General features: G+C 47.9%; 11 protein-coding genes and 1 pseudogene. 5 read left to right on the top strand and 7 right to left on the bottom strand.

The annotated features are described in order from the left end of the window. The first annotated feature begins 432 nt into the window (after window positions 1-432). On the top strand, window positions 433-1,473 hold the full coding sequence (locus ACR6Z4_RS18545; RefSeq protein WP_479718793.1) for an adenosine deaminase: 1,041 nt from the start codon (window positions 433-435) through the stop codon (window positions 1,471-1,473). A 57-nt stretch (window positions 1,474-1,530) separates the two neighbouring features. Here the strand turns inward: ACR6Z4_RS18545 and ACR6Z4_RS18540 are convergent, their stop codons facing one another. The 4 genes and pseudogenes from ACR6Z4_RS18540 to ACR6Z4_RS18525 all read right to left on the bottom strand — a co-directional run bounded on the left by ACR6Z4_RS18540 (window position 1,531) and on the right by ACR6Z4_RS18525 (window position 6,994). Continuing rightward, a complete protein-coding gene (locus ACR6Z4_RS18540; RefSeq protein ID WP_479718792.1) occupies window positions 1,531-3,486 on the bottom strand; it encodes a S9 family peptidase in 1,956 nt (651 codons plus the stop codon). A gap of 247 nt (window positions 3,487-3,733) precedes the next feature. After that, window positions 3,734-4,924: pseudogene (ftsZ, locus tag ACR6Z4_RS18535) on the bottom strand (cell division protein FtsZ); the annotation flags it as partial. Between the two features lie 600 nt (window positions 4,925-5,524). Next, complete coding sequence (locus tag ACR6Z4_RS18530) at window positions 5,525-6,385, bottom strand: cell division protein FtsQ/DivIB (RefSeq protein WP_479718791.1); 861 nt, start codon at window positions 6,383-6,385, stop codon at window positions 5,525-5,527. 168 nt (window positions 6,386-6,553) lie between these two features. Further along, on the bottom strand, window positions 6,554-6,994 hold the full coding sequence (locus tag ACR6Z4_RS18525; RefSeq protein ID WP_479718790.1) for a hypothetical protein: 441 nt from the start codon (window positions 6,992-6,994) through the stop codon (window positions 6,554-6,556). A gap of 217 nt (window positions 6,995-7,211) precedes the next feature. Between ACR6Z4_RS18525 and ACR6Z4_RS18520 the strand changes: the two genes are divergently transcribed. Further along, window positions 7,212-9,017 carry a proline--tRNA ligase gene (locus ACR6Z4_RS18520; RefSeq protein ID WP_479718789.1) on the top strand — a complete coding sequence of 602 codons (1,806 nt, stop codon included), beginning with the start codon at window positions 7,212-7,214 and terminating at the stop codon, window positions 9,015-9,017. Window positions 9,018-9,137: 120 nt separating this feature from the next. Here ACR6Z4_RS18520 and ACR6Z4_RS18515 read toward each other — a convergent pair whose 3' ends face one another. Then, window positions 9,138-9,929: a PhzF family phenazine biosynthesis protein gene (locus tag ACR6Z4_RS18515; RefSeq protein ID WP_479718788.1), complete on the bottom strand. Its 792-nt coding sequence runs from the start codon at window positions 9,927-9,929 to the stop codon at window positions 9,138-9,140. Between the two features lie 38 nt (window positions 9,930-9,967). Next, the gene (locus tag ACR6Z4_RS18510; RefSeq protein WP_479718787.1) at window positions 9,968-10,969 is read right to left on the bottom strand and encodes an Npun_R2821/Npun_R2822 family protein; all 1,002 of its coding nucleotides are present in this window, start codon (window positions 10,967-10,969) and stop codon (window positions 9,968-9,970) included. 556 nt (window positions 10,970-11,525) lie between these two features. On the opposite strand from ACR6Z4_RS18510, the gene ACR6Z4_RS18505 reads away from it, so the two are divergent. The 3 genes from ACR6Z4_RS18505 (at window position 11,526) to ACR6Z4_RS18495 (ending at window position 14,807) form a co-directional block, all read left to right on the top strand. Next, window positions 11,526-12,638 carry a glycosyltransferase gene (locus tag ACR6Z4_RS18505; RefSeq protein WP_479718786.1) on the top strand — a complete coding sequence of 371 codons (1,113 nt, stop codon included), beginning with the start codon at window positions 11,526-11,528 and terminating at the stop codon, window positions 12,636-12,638. Window positions 12,639-12,696: 58 nt separating this feature from the next. Then, a complete protein-coding gene (locus ACR6Z4_RS18500) occupies window positions 12,697-13,560 on the top strand; it encodes a glycosyltransferase family protein (protein ID WP_479718785.1) in 864 nt (287 codons plus the stop codon). A 428-nt stretch (window positions 13,561-13,988) separates the two neighbouring features. Then, window positions 13,989-14,807 (top strand): tetratricopeptide repeat protein, encoded by an 819-nt coding sequence (locus tag ACR6Z4_RS18495; protein WP_479718784.1) that lies wholly within the window; start codon window positions 13,989-13,991, stop codon window positions 14,805-14,807. Window positions 14,808-14,926: 119 nt separating this feature from the next. Here ACR6Z4_RS18495 and gntT read toward each other — a convergent pair whose 3' ends face one another. Further along, on the bottom strand, window positions 14,927-16,273 hold the full coding sequence (gene gntT / locus ACR6Z4_RS18490) for a guanitoxin biosynthesis MATE family efflux transporter GntT (RefSeq protein WP_479718871.1): 1,347 nt from the start codon (window positions 16,271-16,273) through the stop codon (window positions 14,927-14,929). Window positions 16,274-16,281: the final 8 nt, after the last annotated feature.

Here is a 16,281-nt window from a genome sequence, read left to right as displayed (position 1 = left end):
TAGCCAATCTCAAGGTCACGAAGTATGAGGTGTTGTGAGAGAGCCGCGCTCTGCGCGGCTCTCTCACAACACCCGTAATCTGGTGTATCAGGCGTGAGTTCGCCTTAGCAGACGCTATTCAAATCCGTATCCACCGAGATTGAGATTTATAAGATATGCTGGGCGTATTAGAAAAATGTAAATTTATGTAAAAGCTGCCGTTGTTAGCGAGCAGTGACAAACCCCCGAGTAGGTGAAGACGACTTCAGGGGATTTCATTACAATCGTTTGAACTTCTACACGTTTAAGTCTCCGGTGCGCAGATGGTGTGATGCAGCTAAGTGCGATCGCCATCTGGCTGATTTTTACTACCGTTTTATCCCCAGCCTGTCTGAAACCTGTATCAGGAGGGATGTGTGAGTTATTCCTTCTACCAAATTTGGAGAGTTGCTTGTGGCATTATACGCTGAGTTACACCGACATCTAGGAGGCTCCGTCGTGCCTCGCATTCTGTGGCGTTATTTTCAGCGCAACCAGAATGAACTGATTGGGCAGTTTGCCGATTACGACGCCTTTGAAGATTTTTACACCCGACCGCGCAATACCCTGGCAGAATATCTAGAACTGCACACACTGGTCGAAAGTGTCCAGACCGAAGACACCTTGCCCTATTTCATCTATCGGTTGATGCGTGGGGCGTATGTGTTTGAGAATCTGGCTTATTTAGAATTGCGCTATACCCCTTATTTGCGCACACCAGAGCAGTTGTCGCAGACTGAACGCATTGAACTGATGGCGCAGATTGTGGAGGTGGTGGGGCAAGCCAGTCAGTTGACTGAGTACCCCATCGTTACCAGCCAGATCTTGTGTATGCACTCTCGTTTGCCCTACGAGGTCAATCGAGCGATTGTCGATCTGGCAGCTCAAAAACGTCAGTATGTATGCGGGATCGATCTAGCCGGGGGTGATGGACTCTATGGCGATCGCCTGGAAGAATTTACCTCGCTCTATGCCTATGCCCGTTCTCTGGGGTTGAATACAACCGGGCATGTTTATGAAACCCGCGAAGGCTGTTATCCAGAGCTATTGCCCTACCTGATGCGGATTGGGCATGGCATCCAGATTCCCCTGCACTACCCGGAGTTGTTACCAGAGTTGGCAGCACGCCAACAGTGTCTGGAAATTTGCCCGACCACCTATTTCAAGACCGGCACGTTAGACGATATGAGTCAGCTGAAGATTGTCTTCGATCGCTGTTTTGAGGCAGGAGTCGATATTGCCATCTGTACCGATAACGCCGGATTGCACAACGTCCGTCTGCCGTTTGAATATGAGAATCTCCTGACCTACAACATTATCGACTTCGAGCAACTGCAAGCCTGCCAAAATGCTGCATTCCGTCATGCCTTCGCGTGGCCTTACAGCCATCGTCCGGCAGACCTGTTAACGGGGCTGCTCAAACCAGAAGTCAGCCGAGATTTGGTAGAAGTCTAAGGTTGACGGGTGTGCGTTGCACACCCGTCAACCTCAACCCATTGAAAACCGCTGGCTTTAAAGATTAGCGATCGCCACAGGTTCCACTACATCCGCCAGGTCAAAGCCAAAGACTTTGGAGTAGAAGTAAAGTTCTCCATCCAGGGTGCGTTTGATATTTTCGGCTTTGCGGAACCCATGTTGTTCCCCAGCAAACAGCACATACGCCACGGGTAAGCCTTTGGCTTGCAGCACTTCGACCATCATTTCTGCCTGATTGGGGGGCACAATTTTGTCTTCGTCACCCTGAAAGAAAATCAGGGGGCAGGACAGTTGATTGACGTGTTGAATTGGCGATCGCGCCTGGTAAAGGTCTTCGCGTTCGGGATAGGGACCAATCAAGCCATCCAGATAACGGGACTCAAATTTGTGCGTATCGTTTGCCAGGGCAGATAGATCGCTGACGCCATAGAAACTGGCTCCGGCTTTAAAGGTATTGCGGAACGTCAGGGCTGCCAGGGTTGTATAACCGCCAGCACTGCCACCATCGATACACAGGCGATCGCCATCGACTAACCCTTGTTCCACCAGATATTTAGCACCATTGACGCAATCATCTACATCCACAATGCCCCAGAGTCCTTTGAGGCGTTCTCGATAGGAACGACCATAGCCCGTGCTGCCGCCATAGTTGACATCCAGCACTGCAATTCCCCGACTCGTCCAGTATTGAATACTGAGATTGAAGCTGGCAGATGTGGCAGCCGTGGGTCCACCATGACTTTTGACCAGGAGCGGCGGACGCTCGTTGACAGGAGCCGTGTAGTCTTTATTTTCGGGAGCGTAGTAAAACGCATAGGCAGACAACCCATGCTCCGTCGGAAACTCAATCACCTTAGGAACAGAGAGATAACCCGGATCAACTTCAACCTCACTGGAACGGCGTAATTCCTCAATCGTTTGGGTGGATAAGTGCAACCGGGCAATCACACTGGGGGCAGTGGGTGAACCGGCAGTAAAAGCAGCAACTTCTCCCGAAACCTGAAGACCGCCCACACTGGCATAGGGAATCGCCAGATCGTCTAATGCCAGAGTCCGGGTATTGAGTCGAGCAAACCGTTGAATGCCTGCATCAACGTAGGTGCAAATGAGGCTATCAGCAGACTCAAAGCCGTAGGTGGTCATGCCAAAAACCCACTGGGGTAAGCCAAATTCGGCAGTTTTTTCACAGAGGGCAGTGACAGTCCCCTGACCCGCCGTGCTGGCATCCGGTGTCCAGCGATAGAGATTCCACCAACCTGTGCGATCGCCAATAAAATAGAGCGAGCCATCCGCAGACCATTCGGGTTGAAAAATCGATTCTGATAAGCCACCTGCCACACAATAGGATTGCCCAACCGTTCCGTCTGGATTCAAATCAGCGACCCACAGTTCCGTGCCATCCCAGGGCATATTGGGATGATTCCAGCTCAACCAGGCAAGGCGATCGCCCGTTGCATTGAGACGAGGCGAGGCATAAAAATCACAACCAGCGGCTAAAACGGTGCCCTCATCCTCCCCGCCTTTGAGATCAATCGCAACAATGGTATTGATTGGTTCCTGACCGTCAGCCCGATGATCTTCTCGCACACAAATCAGGCGATCGCGCTGGTTATCGACCACGGCATCGGCATAGCGCAGGGCAAGTTCAGGGGTGATCGGTTCAGGAGGTTGCCCAACCCCCTGACGATAGAGACGCTGATCCGCAAAATTGGAAAAGTAGACTACCCCATCTGCCACAATAAACGCACCCCCCCCATATTCATGCACCCGAGTCCGAACATTAAACTGGGTAGGGGTCACATCCGTCATTTCACCCGAGGGCGAGCAACGCACCACAACACTCCGTCCGCCTTCCATGGGGCGCAGCTCACTCCAGTAGATATCTGCCCCATCAATGCGAATTTCACCCAATCGAACCGTTCCTTGTACAATCAAGTCCGAAGTAATGGGTGATTTCCATGAGCCATACGGTGCAACTTGAAGATCCATCATCTTGTCAATCCATTGGGGTAGATGCCCTTTATTATTAACCCTAGCTCTGCAAAAGTTAATGAGTTTGGCACGACTGCATCCCAAACTATCGTAATTAGCGTGAATTGGTCAGGGGAGTGCAGCCACCCGTCGGGTGGCTGCACTTCTCTTGCGTCATGTTACTGATGACGTTAGAACCAGAAATGGGTTGAACAGCGGCGCGCCGCTGTTCAACCCATTTCCATGTGAGACAATTCAGTTGACGTGGCTAGCGAGTGGGACGTCGCCGTTGCAAAAACTCAGGAATATCTAACCCTGGCTTGCCTTTGGGTTCAGCTGTAGGTGGAATAGAACTGATTGGGGGCGCAGATACCCCTCGCTTCAGAGGCGCAACTCTGGTGTTGGGGAGCGGTTGGGCATCAGCCGCAAACCCCGTCGCGATTACCGTAATTCGGACTTCTCCTTGCAGGCGATCGTCAATCACTGCCCCAAAAATGATATTGGCGTTGGGGTCTACCGCTTCGTAAATAATTTCGGCTGCGGAGTTCACCTCATGCAAGGTTAAATCGCTGCCCCCCGTAATGTTAAAGACAACGCCTCTAGCGCCATCAATCGAAGAATCGAGTAACGGAGAGGAAATCGCAGTCATCGCGGCTTCTCTGGCTCTCGACTTACCCGAACCGATCCCGATCCCCATTAGCGCAGACCCGGCATCTGCCATGACAGCGCGAACATCGGCAAAATCGACGTTAACCAGCCCAGGAATAGTAATTATGTCAGAAATGCCCTGAACCCCCTGCCGTAGGATATCATCGGCAACCCGAAACGCCTCTTGCACCGGGGTTTGTTCAGAAATAACGGTGAGCAACTTATCGTTAGGGATCATGATCAGCGTATCGACTCGGCTCTGAAGCGCAGCAATGCCCTCTTCTGCCTGAGACGTACGACGGCGACCCTCAAAAGTAAACGGACGAGTTACCACACCCACCGTTAACGCACCGACTTCTTTTGCCACTTCTGCCACGATAGGAGCTGCCCCCGTGCCCGTGCCACCTCCCATACCGGCGGTAATAAACACCAGGTCAGAGTTTTCTAATGCCATGGCGATCTCGTCGCGCGATTCTTCTGCTGCCTTTTGACCGATCGCCGGATTTCCCCCCGCACCCAAACCTCTGGTCAGCTTTTGACCTACCTGGAGACGATTTTGGGTGGTGGCATTAGTCAGTGCTTGCGCATCTGTATTAATTGACCAAAACTCAATTCCCGAAACTTCACTGGCAATCATCCGGTTAACGGCATTACACCCTCCACCGCCAACTCCAATCACTTTAATGCGGGCTACACTACTTTGCACAATCTCATCACTCCTGGATTCTTCTGCCAGTGTGTTCTTGGCATCACGAACTTGACCTAAGTGTATCCCAGAGTTAGTAAAAGGATTTGCGGTATTCATCGATAGTCAAAAAAATATCGTTTTTGAGGGCTGAGCTAACAAAGGCAGTTGTTAAAACTGACTGCCAGAGGGTCAATGATATCTGAGATTGAACTGTGGATATCTTAAAAAATGACTGCCTGGGTGCTCAGGGCACCCAGTGGTTTTTAGTCAAATATATAGGACAAGTTGCCGTAAAAACCAATCTGCTGTCAATTTAAGGCTATGCATATAATGACAAAGTTCCAGAGGACTCCCATCTCCATAGGTAGAGATTTGTCCTTTTAATCCCCTTTCTTTTGCTCAATTTCATAGCGAATGGGGATAAGCAACAAGAATCGAATGACCTGTTAAACGTTAAAGATAACCGTCTTTTTAAGATCTGAACCGCTAATTAGAATCAAATCTACTTTCTCTAGGATCAAACAAAGCATATAGCATATAGCGAAATTCGGGACGTAGGGAGCAAAATTTAGGATTTTTCCCAATTTTTTGCATCTATAGCGGTACGCATTCGGGTTAGGACGGGGTGCAGGGGTGAAACCCCTGCGTGGGGGCACCGCCCCCACCCCCCCGATGTCCTAACTAAATTGCGTAGAACCATATTCATCTAAATTTAGGGAAAAATTACTCCGATCGATTGGGACTGCTCACCTGGACAGATTGCAGCATTTGGATAATCGGTGTTTTGGGGTCTTTCAGGTCAATATAGGCAACCTGACTGAAATCAATTTGCTGAGGCAACTGCCGTAACCGATCGAGGGAACGCAGCTGTTCGGGCAATAGCGCCGTGTAAGCCCCAATATGAACCTCACCCATATCTGATTTGAGAATCAGGTCATTGGGTTCTCGCCAGTCAATTTCGTAAATTTCTACGGGACTTTGGCTAATGGCTTTGTAAACCTCTGACCACTGCGATCGATATTCGTCGCGAATGCCAATCACTTTCAGGGTGGGCAATTGCAGCGATTGATCGATCGTGTAGCGTTCTAAGGGAATCCACAAGCCCTGTTCGTCTAATAAACCGGGTTGGGTTGCTTGGGCGATCGCCCCTGCTTGAGGCGGAGTCGATTCTGGACTGACGATCGCCGGATAGGCGATCGCCACGGGACGACGTTCTTGCACCTTGATGATTAGGGTTGGCGGGTAGAGATAACGAGTCACCTCAACCTCGGCAATGGGCGTTTTCGCTTCTAAAACATTAGCGATGGTTTCCGGTTGGATTGCCAGCACCGATTGGGGATAACGAATCGGCAGCACTGACAGAATAGTTTCTTTCGATAGCAGTTCATTGCCTTCAATCACCACTTGTTCGGGGCTACGAATAATCCACAATGGCAGCGTGGTGCCCCAAATGACTCCGCCCGTCAGCCCGATGACCACCAGCGATCGCCAGAAAGATTGCAGACCTTTCCATTGACGTTGCTGGCGCAGTCGCTTGCGTCGTTCCTCTAATTCGTATTCAGAGACGGATAAGAAGTCGGTCATGCTGGAAATCAAGGGACGCGGGGCAGAGAAAACTGAAGGGATAGAGAGTGAACGGGATGAAAACTGACAAGGCTGAATGGGGGGTTGTACCTGGGAAGCAAGGAATTAACTTGTAATTCGTCTGGAGAGCGGCGACGCCGCCCTCTCAAGACGAATTGGATGTGATCCTTAACAGTTATTCTCCGCAGGTTCCGTGTGAAATCGGGACAGTTCTTGTTGAAGATAGTTCCCCCATTTGGCGGCTAATGATAGCTCGGTAAAGGGGATGCGGGTAGGGTTAGAATGACCAAATTGAAATTCTAAAGACACATTCCGCCCGTTGGCTGGCAAATCGTCGAGGGCTATAGAGCGATCGCCCACCTTTAATTCAATCGCTTGAACCTGTTTTAGCGAGAAAGTTTGGAGATCGATGGGGCCCTTGCGGGTAGGTTTGCCCCAGGTAATCTCGCTTTCATTTTGTCCTAAGACCGCATAGATGTCATATTTAGACTTTTGGAACTGTGCTGCCCAGCTTTGGTAAGCTTCTAATTTTTGGTACTCGTTCCATCCTGCCCAGGCAAGCCAACAGAACAGTATCAATAACGGAAGCCAAAGCAACCCTCTTGACATGGTTTAGACCCGATATCGTTTTTATAACGATGTAGAACTACCCATTTACTATACACATCCTGATGCCTATTGGGGTGTAGGGGGATAGCGCCCTCTAACCGAAGGTAGATTTTTTTAGTTACCCGGTTAATCTTGGCAAGTGAGGTGTAACGGGCAAAGCGCTATAAACTGAGATACGAGAGATTTAGACCACCGAAATTCAGAAAGGAAACAGGCAATGCGACTGTCTCAAATGTTGTTTGTAACATTACGAGAAGACCCGGCAGAGGCGGAAATTCCCAGCCATAAGCTGTTGTTACGAGCAGGATACATTCGGCGAGTTGCCAGTGGGGTCTATGCTTACTTGCCTCTGATGTGGCGGGTTTTACAAAAAGTCGCTCAGATTGTCCGCGAAGAAATGAATGCGACGGGTGCGCAGGAATGTTTACTGCCCGCTCTGCAACCATCAGAATTATGGAAAGAATCGGGTCGCTGGGATACCTACACCCAGGCAGAGGGAATCATGTTTGCCCTCACCGATCGCCAGAACCGGGAAGTGTCGCTCGGGCCGACCCATGAAGAAGTGATCACGGCGATCGCCCGTGACATGATTCGCTCCTATCGCCAACTGCCGCTGCATTTGTATCAGATCCAAACTAAATTTCGCGACGAAATTCGACCCCGGTTTGGCTTGATGCGCGGACGCGAATTCATCATGAAAGATGGCTACTCGTTTCATGTCAACGAGGAAAGTCTAAAGCAAACCTATGCCGATATGGATCGCGCCTATCGCAATATGTTTACCCGTTGCGGACTGGCGTTTCGTCCGGTTGAAGCAGATTCTGGGGCGATCGGGGGGTCAGGGTCGCAAGAATTTATGGTGCTGGCAGAGGCGGGTGAAGACGAGATCCTCTACACCGAAGATGGCAAATATTCGGCAAATACCGAAAAAGCTGTTTCGTTACCTCCGGATGCAGAAGCCTCTCCCTTCAGTCAGTACGAAACCTTAGAAACCCCTAACACCCCCACGATTGAGTCGCTGGCTAAGTTTTTGAAGTGTTCGCCCACACAAATCGTCAAAAACGTTCTCTATCAAGCCGTATATGACAATGGCACAACCGTTTTAGTGCTGGTCAGTCTGCGGGGCGATCAAGATGTCAACGAAGTGAAGTTGACTAATGAACTGGTGAAAATGGGCGATCGCTTTGAGGGCAAAACGTTATTATCCCTAACCGTACCCGATGAAGAAGCGCAGAAAAAATGGTCGGCGACTTCGTTGCCATTGGGTTACATTGCCCCCGATCTGAGCGATGATCTGATTGCGAAAGATGCGAAAATCCATCCCAACTTTCTACGATTGGTCGATCACACCGCTGTGGAGCTGAAAAATTTTGTCACAGGTTCAAACCAACCGGGCTATCACGTGGTCGGGGCAAATTGGGGCAAAGAATTTATTTTGCCGACGGACGTGGTGGATGTACGCAAAGCTAGACCGGGCGATCGCGCCATGCATGACTTCAGCCAAATTCTCCAGAGTGCCAGAGGCATCGAAGTCGGGCATATTTTCCAGCTAGGAACCAAATATTCTAAAGTCCTCGGAGCTACCTATACCAACGAGCAAGGAGAAGATGTGCCACTGGTGATGGGGTGTTATGGCGTGGGTGTGTCGCGACTGGCACAGGCGGCAGTCGAACAGTCTTACGACAAAGACGGGATCATTTGGCCCGTGGCGATCGCCCCGTATCATGCCATTGTTGTCATCCCCAATATCAGCGATGCGGATCAGGTATCAGTCGCTGAAAAGCTATATCAAGACCTGACTCAGGCAGGGATCGAAACCTTGCTGGATGATCGCGATGAGCGAGCGGGGGTGAAGTTCAAAGATGCCGATTTAGTGGGGATTCCCTATCGCATCGTCACAGGGCGATCGCTCAAACAGGGCAAGGTAGAAGTAGTCAAACGGGCGCAGCACGAATCCCAAGACATTGCCATCGATCAGGTCGTCTCCACGATTCAAAACTGGGTCGCCGCCGCTCTCGGCTAATCCATAACTGAATGAGGAAGAGTCGCCGCCCGACGGGCGGCGACTCTTCCCATCTATAGCAGTCGCAGAGCTTCCGATCCATTGCTTTAGAACAATGAATTGCCGCAGCCAATGAGAGCATTATGCCAACAGCTCACCCCGCAGGACGGTTACTGCCTGGCCGCCCAACAGAACGCGATCGCCCTGGCATGTGACCCGCAACACTCCCCCTCTAGCAGAAGCCTGGTACGCCAAGAAAGAATCTTTCCCTAAGCGATCGCGCCAAAACGGTGCTAAGGCACAGTGCGCCGAACCCGTCACCGGGTCTTCATCGATCCCCGAACCGGGAGCCAGAAACCGAGAGACAAAATCATAGGTAGGATCGCTGCTACGACTGGTCACAATCACACCCCGAACGGGCAACGTTTTCAACAGCGTAAAGTTAGGCTGCATCTGTCGCACGATCGCCTCAGACTCAACTTCAACCAGATAGTCAAACTGATTTTTGCCTACATACGTCGCTTCAACCCCCAGAGCAGGTAAAAGAGCATCTGGAGCCAGGGTTTCATCGGATAATTTGGCAGGAAAATCGAGCACAATCCAATCCTCCAGCCGCTTTGCCGTTAATAGCCCACTGCGCGTATAAAATCGGGCTTCTTGATCGGCGGACAGATGCCCTTCTGACCACAACACATGGGCACTGGCAAGAGTCGCATGACCACAGAGATCAACCTCAACAGCAGGTGTAAACCAGCGCAAATTAAACCCGTCATCCTGACGCAGCAAAAAAGCCGTTTCTGAAAGGTTCATCTCTTGGGCAACAGACCGCATCCAGCGATCATCTACCGGCGCAGGCAAAATACAGACCGCAGCCGGATTGCCCGAAAACGCTTGATTGGTAAAAGCATCAACCTGAGTAATGGTGAGTCCCACCACCTGTTCCTCCAAATCCAATAACAATTCCTGCTCTTTTACTTCATTCCTAATTTTTTTAAGGCGCGTTGCATCAAATTAGGTGGAGCATTATAAAGAGCTGCTTTTCCGGTGAATTTAGGATGTTGATCTGGCTCATGCAAATATCGATAATGCAAGAAAATATCTCGATAGGGAAAATCAATATTTTTGCCCTGACACAGCTCTTTAAACAACGTTGAAGACAAGCCGATGTAATGCAAATACATTAATGGATTGCCTTTGTCATAAAGGACTTGATCTTTCATCTCAAAATGAGGAGAGGTGACTGAATTTCCGGTTCGTTGTTCGGGCGGTAATTGCCTTGCAAAATTGTAAATCGATAGACCGGGTTTCATCGCCATGTAATTAAGAATTGACTGATCAGGCGCATTGGGATACAAGATCTCACCATCTCCCTCCTGCAACCGAGCAACTAACCAATCCCGTTGCTCCGGATCAAACATCCCGCGCTTAGAACCATACATACCCGCACAAAAAATTTCAGATTCTAATCGAGTTTGTGCAAAAACCTGAAACAATCGTTCAGCGTTGGGATTGTAAACATGAGAGAGGTCTTTATATTGATAATCGTATACAACGAAATCAAACTCCTCTAACTTTTCAAAAACAGGATTCAGCGACTTTAAAACTAAGATATCAGCATCGAGATAAATAAATTTTTCGAACGGACTCGCCGGATCAAATCCGCAAAAACGACGGTGCATTCCTAAGCGATTAACCCCATTAATTCCCTTTTCTTGCCAGGTTTTTAAGGCACTGGGGTGAGTCTGCCAAATTTGCAACGAAAAAGCCTCCCACCGTTGCAAAATTTCTGGATCATCTAATAACGTAACGTTCGTTCGAGTGGCAACTTCAGCACGAACCTTATCCAGACGATCATCGTAGGCAATGACACAGACAGGGATATCCTGCCCCATGTTGGTTTCTATGCTATTGAGAAGCGCAACCAGCTGATCGTAAACAACGTCATTTGCTAACGTATAAATCCCATTTACCATGCGGGGTTCCTCAATAACCTTATGCCCAACGTCGGCTTACTGTCACCTTAGCCTGCCCCCGGTTTCAATGCAAACCCTCTGCGCTTCATCGATCGATGAAGATTAGAACAGGATTGGCACACGGTCACATTTTTTAGGCGATCGCTCAGGATCAGACGTGTATCGGTTGTCGGTTTTGCCGGATAGAGCGTTGAGGTTGAAGAAATACCATGATATGAACACCGTCATCCATCGGTGATGTTTATAGGGGAACCCTAAATCGTCATCATCAGAATCACAGATCTGACGCGCGATCGCTCTCGTTAATCATTAAGAACGGTCATACCAACGCTTGAACTGCAATATTAATCGTCTCAATCTTAATCTTCACTTGTTAGCATCTATTTGTGATTTCACATAACTTTCATATTTAGTAACTTAAGCTATGGCAGGGAATACTTAACTTATAGCAACAGCGATCGCAATTTTCCATATATGTTAGACGGCACAGAATCATGCTTGCGCAGTCTATTATAGATGGGTGAAGTTTAAGTATCAAAATAGGATTGTAGAAACGATGACTAAAAAAAAGATTGCTGTATTTTATCCCGCGTTTATGGGAGGTGGAGCTGAGGCTGTTGGGCTTTGGATATTAGAAGCTTTAAAAGAAACATACGACTTAACCCTGGTGACTGTAGCAGACGTTGATTTTGATAAACTCAACGCCATGTACGGAACAACACTCTCATCTGAGAATGTCAAAGTAGAAGCTCTTGTATCATCCTTTTTTAGATCGATTAGTCATTTTCTGATTGCGAACAATAGCAATTTAAGAATGCAATTTTTCCATGTATTGATGCGCAAGTTTAAAGCAAACGTTGACCAGTATGATTTAGTTCTATCCGGCTATAGTGCCATGGATCTGGGTCGAAAAGGCATTCAATATATTCACTGGGTTAATGTCCTGGAAGGTAAACCATTTCACCGTAAACTATCCAACTTTAACCAAGAACAAATTAAAGAGAATTTTTCCATATCCAATTCTTACTTTGTAGCCGACCGAGTCAAAGAGGTGTATGGCATTCCCTCCATCGTCATTTATCCTCCAGTTTTAATTGATGTCCCCGAACTATCCTGGGAACAAAAAGAAAATGCTTTTATTTGTAGTGGCAGGCTGACTGAAGCAAAACAGCCCCATAAAGTCATTCGAATTCTTGAAACGGTTCGCAAACAAGGATTTGATGTCAAGCTATATATGACCGGCGGTGGCGGTGGTGTATACGCCTGGAAATACCAACGGTTTCTCAATCAAATGATCAAGAAAAATGAATCCTGGGTGACGCTGTATAGCGACTTAAAATACAAAGACTACGTCGATGTGGTTGCTAAATGCAGATATGGACTTCATTTTAAGCAAGAACCCTTTGGCATTTCTATTGCAGAAATGGTTAAAGGAGGAGCCATTCCCTTTGTTCGCAATTTTGGAGGCCAGATTGAGATTGTTGGGCAGCAAAATGAAGACCTATTTTTTACAAATGAGAAGGATGCAGCTGAAAAAATCGTTGCTGTTCTAAGCGATCCAGATAAACAACATAAACTGCTGGCATCTCTTAAAGAACAGCAAAAGCTATTTTCTGCTCCTACATTTATGCGTGAAATTCGTGAGGTGGTGGCAAATCATTTTAGCTAGAAAACACACCACTATTTTTTTATTCGTAATTCGTTAATCTAAAATCTAAACGTCTGCTATGAGTTCAATTATCAACTGCCATGTTGTTGATCCTCAGAATATTGGTGATTTGTTATCTTCACCCGTGAATTACTTCACATTTCCTGGTTATGACGTCAAACAGGTAGATATCCGAACTCTGGATCTGGAAGCCGCTCAAAATAGTCACCTGATTGTCGGAGGAGGTGGGCTTCTTTTCACACGATTTAAAGAAAAGATTGCAGAACTACTGAAAAGTAAAGGGAAATGTATTGCCTGGGGAATTGGTCAACAAATCTATGGAAATTGTGATCCAGACAAGATCAAAACCTTCGATTATTCAAGTTATCTAGATGCTTTTGATCTGGTAGGAATTCGAGATTTTGGCTTGGGTTATGATTGGGTGCCTTGTGTGAGTTGTATGCACCCGGCGTTTGATAAAAAACGAGAGATTAAGCATGAATTTGTTGTTTTTTCCCACAAAAAGTTTCAACTAAAGGTGGACAACTTTCCCAGAATGACCAATGAAACCAAGGACATCGATAAAATTTTAGATTTCTTGGGATCAGGGGAAACGATCTTAACCAGTTCTTACCATGGAGCGTATTGGGGTACTTTGTTGGGTCGCAAAGTGCTGGCTTTTCCATTTACTAGCAAATTCTTTACTCTAAAACATGCCGTTGGCATCTATCCCGTTGAAAAATGGCATCAAAATAAGCTACGGTTTAGTCTATTCAACAAGTTAATTTATGAGTTCCAGTATCAGAATAAATATTCTTGTCAGATTGAGGATTGGCAAGCCGCTTTGAAGAACTGCACTTCGTATCCAGACAGTCTGAATGAAAATCGGATGCGAAATCAGTGGTTTTATTCCCAAGTTCTACGAATGTTAGAGGATGTTTGAGAAACAACGCTCAACATCACACTCTGTTGATTGAGTAAAATAGTTTAGAAATTTGCCCCTGACTATCGTCTTTGATCTTTTGATCTAAAGATTGGGCACAATGAGTTTGAGGGTTGCACTACGTTTTTCAAAATAGGGTGTGTCAGGGTTTCTGCAAATCCTGTCTACGTGTGATATTGAATCAAGGGTTGAATAGCCTGTTACAGGGAATAAGGGTCTTTAATTTTTTGGGGTTAAAGATCAAATTTTCAGTACAGTACCTCGTGTTTGGATCAACTACGGTTGTTTTGTCGGAGCTTCGTGCTGCGAAGCGCTGACCCAATAGCTGTATTTCATGCAACTCAGAGATGCTGTATTGATTCGCTTTTTGTTTAGGGTGAATTGTTACCCATATACTTGGTCCAGTCAACGCTGGACTCAGATATGTTATGAGTCAGAGCCAAGATACTACTGCAACCTGGTATAGCCAGGGAAATGCTTTATTTGCTGTCGGTCGCTATGAAGGAGCGATCGCTCGTTTTGACAAGTTTTTGCAGACACAGCCAGAGCATTTCGAAGCTTGGGGGCGTCGTGGCTTCGCACTCTATGAAATGGGATTTCATGAAGAAGCGATCGCTAGTTTTGATAACGCGATCCGATTCAATCCTAAATTCGCCTTGGCATGGCATGGTCGCGGAGTTGCTTTAGCAAAACTGGGGCGCTATGAAGAAGCGATCGCTAATTTCAGTAGGGCCTTAAAGTTTGACCCCCACGATGCCAAAGCCTGGTATAACCGGGGTCATGCCTATAGCTGTCTCTATCGCTATCGGGAAGCCGTAGATTGCTTTGACCACGCCGTTGATTTAAGACCCGAAAACTATCGCACCTGGTATAGCCGTGCCGTCGCATTAGCCGCATTGCGTCGGTATGATGAAGCGCTGAATAGTTTAGACAATGCCATAACCCTGAAACAAAGTTGCTATTATGCCTGGAGTTATCGGGGTTTGGTGCTGAATAAACTGGCACGTCATAGTGAGGCGATCGTTAGTTTTGAAAAATCACTTAAATACAACTACGACAACCCCAACGCCTGGTATGGCAAGGCTTGTTCTTACTGTCTCCAGGGAGATTTTGAGATGGCAATCAAAAATCTTCACCGCGCCGTAATCCTCAGTCCCAATCTCTATCGGGTGATGGCACAGACTGATTCTAGTTTTGACTCGATTCGTCAATCCGAAGAGTTTCAGATATTAATGTCCAGTCGTTAAGGATCATGGATTGAATAACCTGAAATTCTTGGGTAAGGGCACACTGCTGTGCGCCCCTACAGAGCAATTGACTGAGGCGATGGGTTGAAACGCGGCACAGAGTGCCGCGTTTCAACCCGTTACGGTTCTGGTTCTGAGTGCGTAGCCCTATACGATGACTGGATCGACAATGTTTGCGGCACTTTCATCCCTAACGTAATCGATCGAGCTGCCATAAAACACGTCAGGGCTAGCCACAGCAATTGACTACTGTGAAAATACCAGGATGCGATCGCCAGGGGTGTAAAACCTACCAAACTTGCCACCAGGGTCGAAGTCCTGAGGATGCGACCTTCGGTCAGCCCTAAAAAGTAGCCATCGAGCATAAAGGCGATCGCCCCAAATCCCAACACTGGAACCAGCCAAATCGCAGAGTGACTGGTCTGAACCACAATGCTGTCGTGATGGGTCAATAAGCTGAACAGCGGTTGCGGGAAGACCACTACCCCCCCAGCAAAGGCTAACCCTACGCCCAAACTGATGCTGCCCGATAGTTTGACCAGTGACAATAACTGATCCTGCGACCCCTTACCCCGAAATAATCCGGCGAAGCTTTCGGTCGCAAAAGCGATGCCATCAATAAAATAGGCAGCCAGAGTAAAGACTTCTAACAACAGCGTATTGCTTGCTAACACCACCGTTCCTAACAAAGAGCTGAGATTGGTGAAGGCAGAAAACGTAGAAACCATCACAAAGGTACGAATGGCAATATCGCTGCTTAAAACCGCTGTTGCCCTCAAGGCAACGGGGTCAAACAGATGGGGAAGAATCGTGCGGATTTTTTCGAGGGGAACCGATCTCAGAGCGATCGCCAGTCCCACCAGCAGCATGGCATATTGACTCAACGCCGTACCCCAGCCAGCACCTGCGCTTTCCCAACCCCACCGGACAATCAGCAGATAATTTAACGCCACATTGGTTGCATTCCCGACCATCGAGATCAGCAACACTTCACTGCCTCGACCCCGACCCAAAAACCAACCCAACAGCACAAAGTTAATCAGAGTCGGCGGCGCACCCCAAATCATAGCCGTGTAGTATGCCAATCCTGAAGCTTTGACCTCTGGAGTCGCACTCAGCAACGCAAAGCCAATTTCATGAATGGGATATTGCAAGATTAAAACGCCCAATCCGATCACCAGTGCCAGCATCACATTGCGAATCAAGATTAAAGACACTTCCCGGTCATCTTTGCGCCCCAGTGCCTGAGCCGTCATGCCTGTGGTACTCATGCGCAAAAAGCCGAAAGTCCAATAAATGTAGTTAAACAAAACAGTGGCGATCGCCACGCCAGCCAGGTGTCGAATTTCTGACAGATGTCCTAAAAATGCCAGATTAATTAAACCTGCCAGCGGCACCATCAGGTTAGACAAGACATTGACGATCGCCAATCGCAAAAAGGACGTGTGGAAGGAGGGAGGGGTCATGGGGGGAG

Source organism: Calyptranema fuscum S582, from assembly GCF_055793305.1.
The sequence above is the reverse complement of the archived record's forward strand: the minus strand, read 5'-3'. Positions and strand labels throughout refer to the sequence as shown.

What these genes read in the sequence shown, in the direction of transcription:
- ACR6Z4_RS18495 (WP_479718784.1), top strand. Translation starts at nt 13,989, where the DNA reads ATGAGTCAGAGCCAAGATACTACTGCAACCTGGTATAGCCAGGGAAAT.
- ACR6Z4_RS18510 (WP_479718787.1), bottom strand. Translation starts at nt 10,969, where the DNA reads ATGGTAAATGGGATTTATACGTTAGCAAATGACGTTGTTTACGATCAG.
- ACR6Z4_RS18520 (WP_479718789.1), top strand. Translation starts at nt 7,212, where the DNA reads ATGCGACTGTCTCAAATGTTGTTTGTAACATTACGAGAAGACCCGGCA.
- gntT (WP_479718871.1), bottom strand. Translation starts at nt 16,273, where the DNA reads ATGACCCCTCCCTCCTTCCACACGTCCTTTTTGCGATTGGCGATCGTC.
- ACR6Z4_RS18500 (WP_479718785.1), top strand. Translation starts at nt 12,697, where the DNA reads ATGAGTTCAATTATCAACTGCCATGTTGTTGATCCTCAGAATATTGGT.
- ACR6Z4_RS18530 (WP_479718791.1), bottom strand. Translation starts at nt 6,385, where the DNA reads ATGACCGACTTCTTATCCGTCTCTGAATACGAATTAGAGGAACGACGC.
- ACR6Z4_RS18540 (WP_479718792.1), bottom strand. Translation starts at nt 3,486, where the DNA reads ATGATGGATCTTCAAGTTGCACCGTATGGCTCATGGAAATCACCCATT.
- ACR6Z4_RS18505 (WP_479718786.1), top strand. Translation starts at nt 11,526, where the DNA reads ATGACTAAAAAAAAGATTGCTGTATTTTATCCCGCGTTTATGGGAGGT.
- ACR6Z4_RS18525 (WP_479718790.1), bottom strand. Translation starts at nt 6,994, where the DNA reads ATGTCAAGAGGGTTGCTTTGGCTTCCGTTATTGATACTGTTCTGTTGG.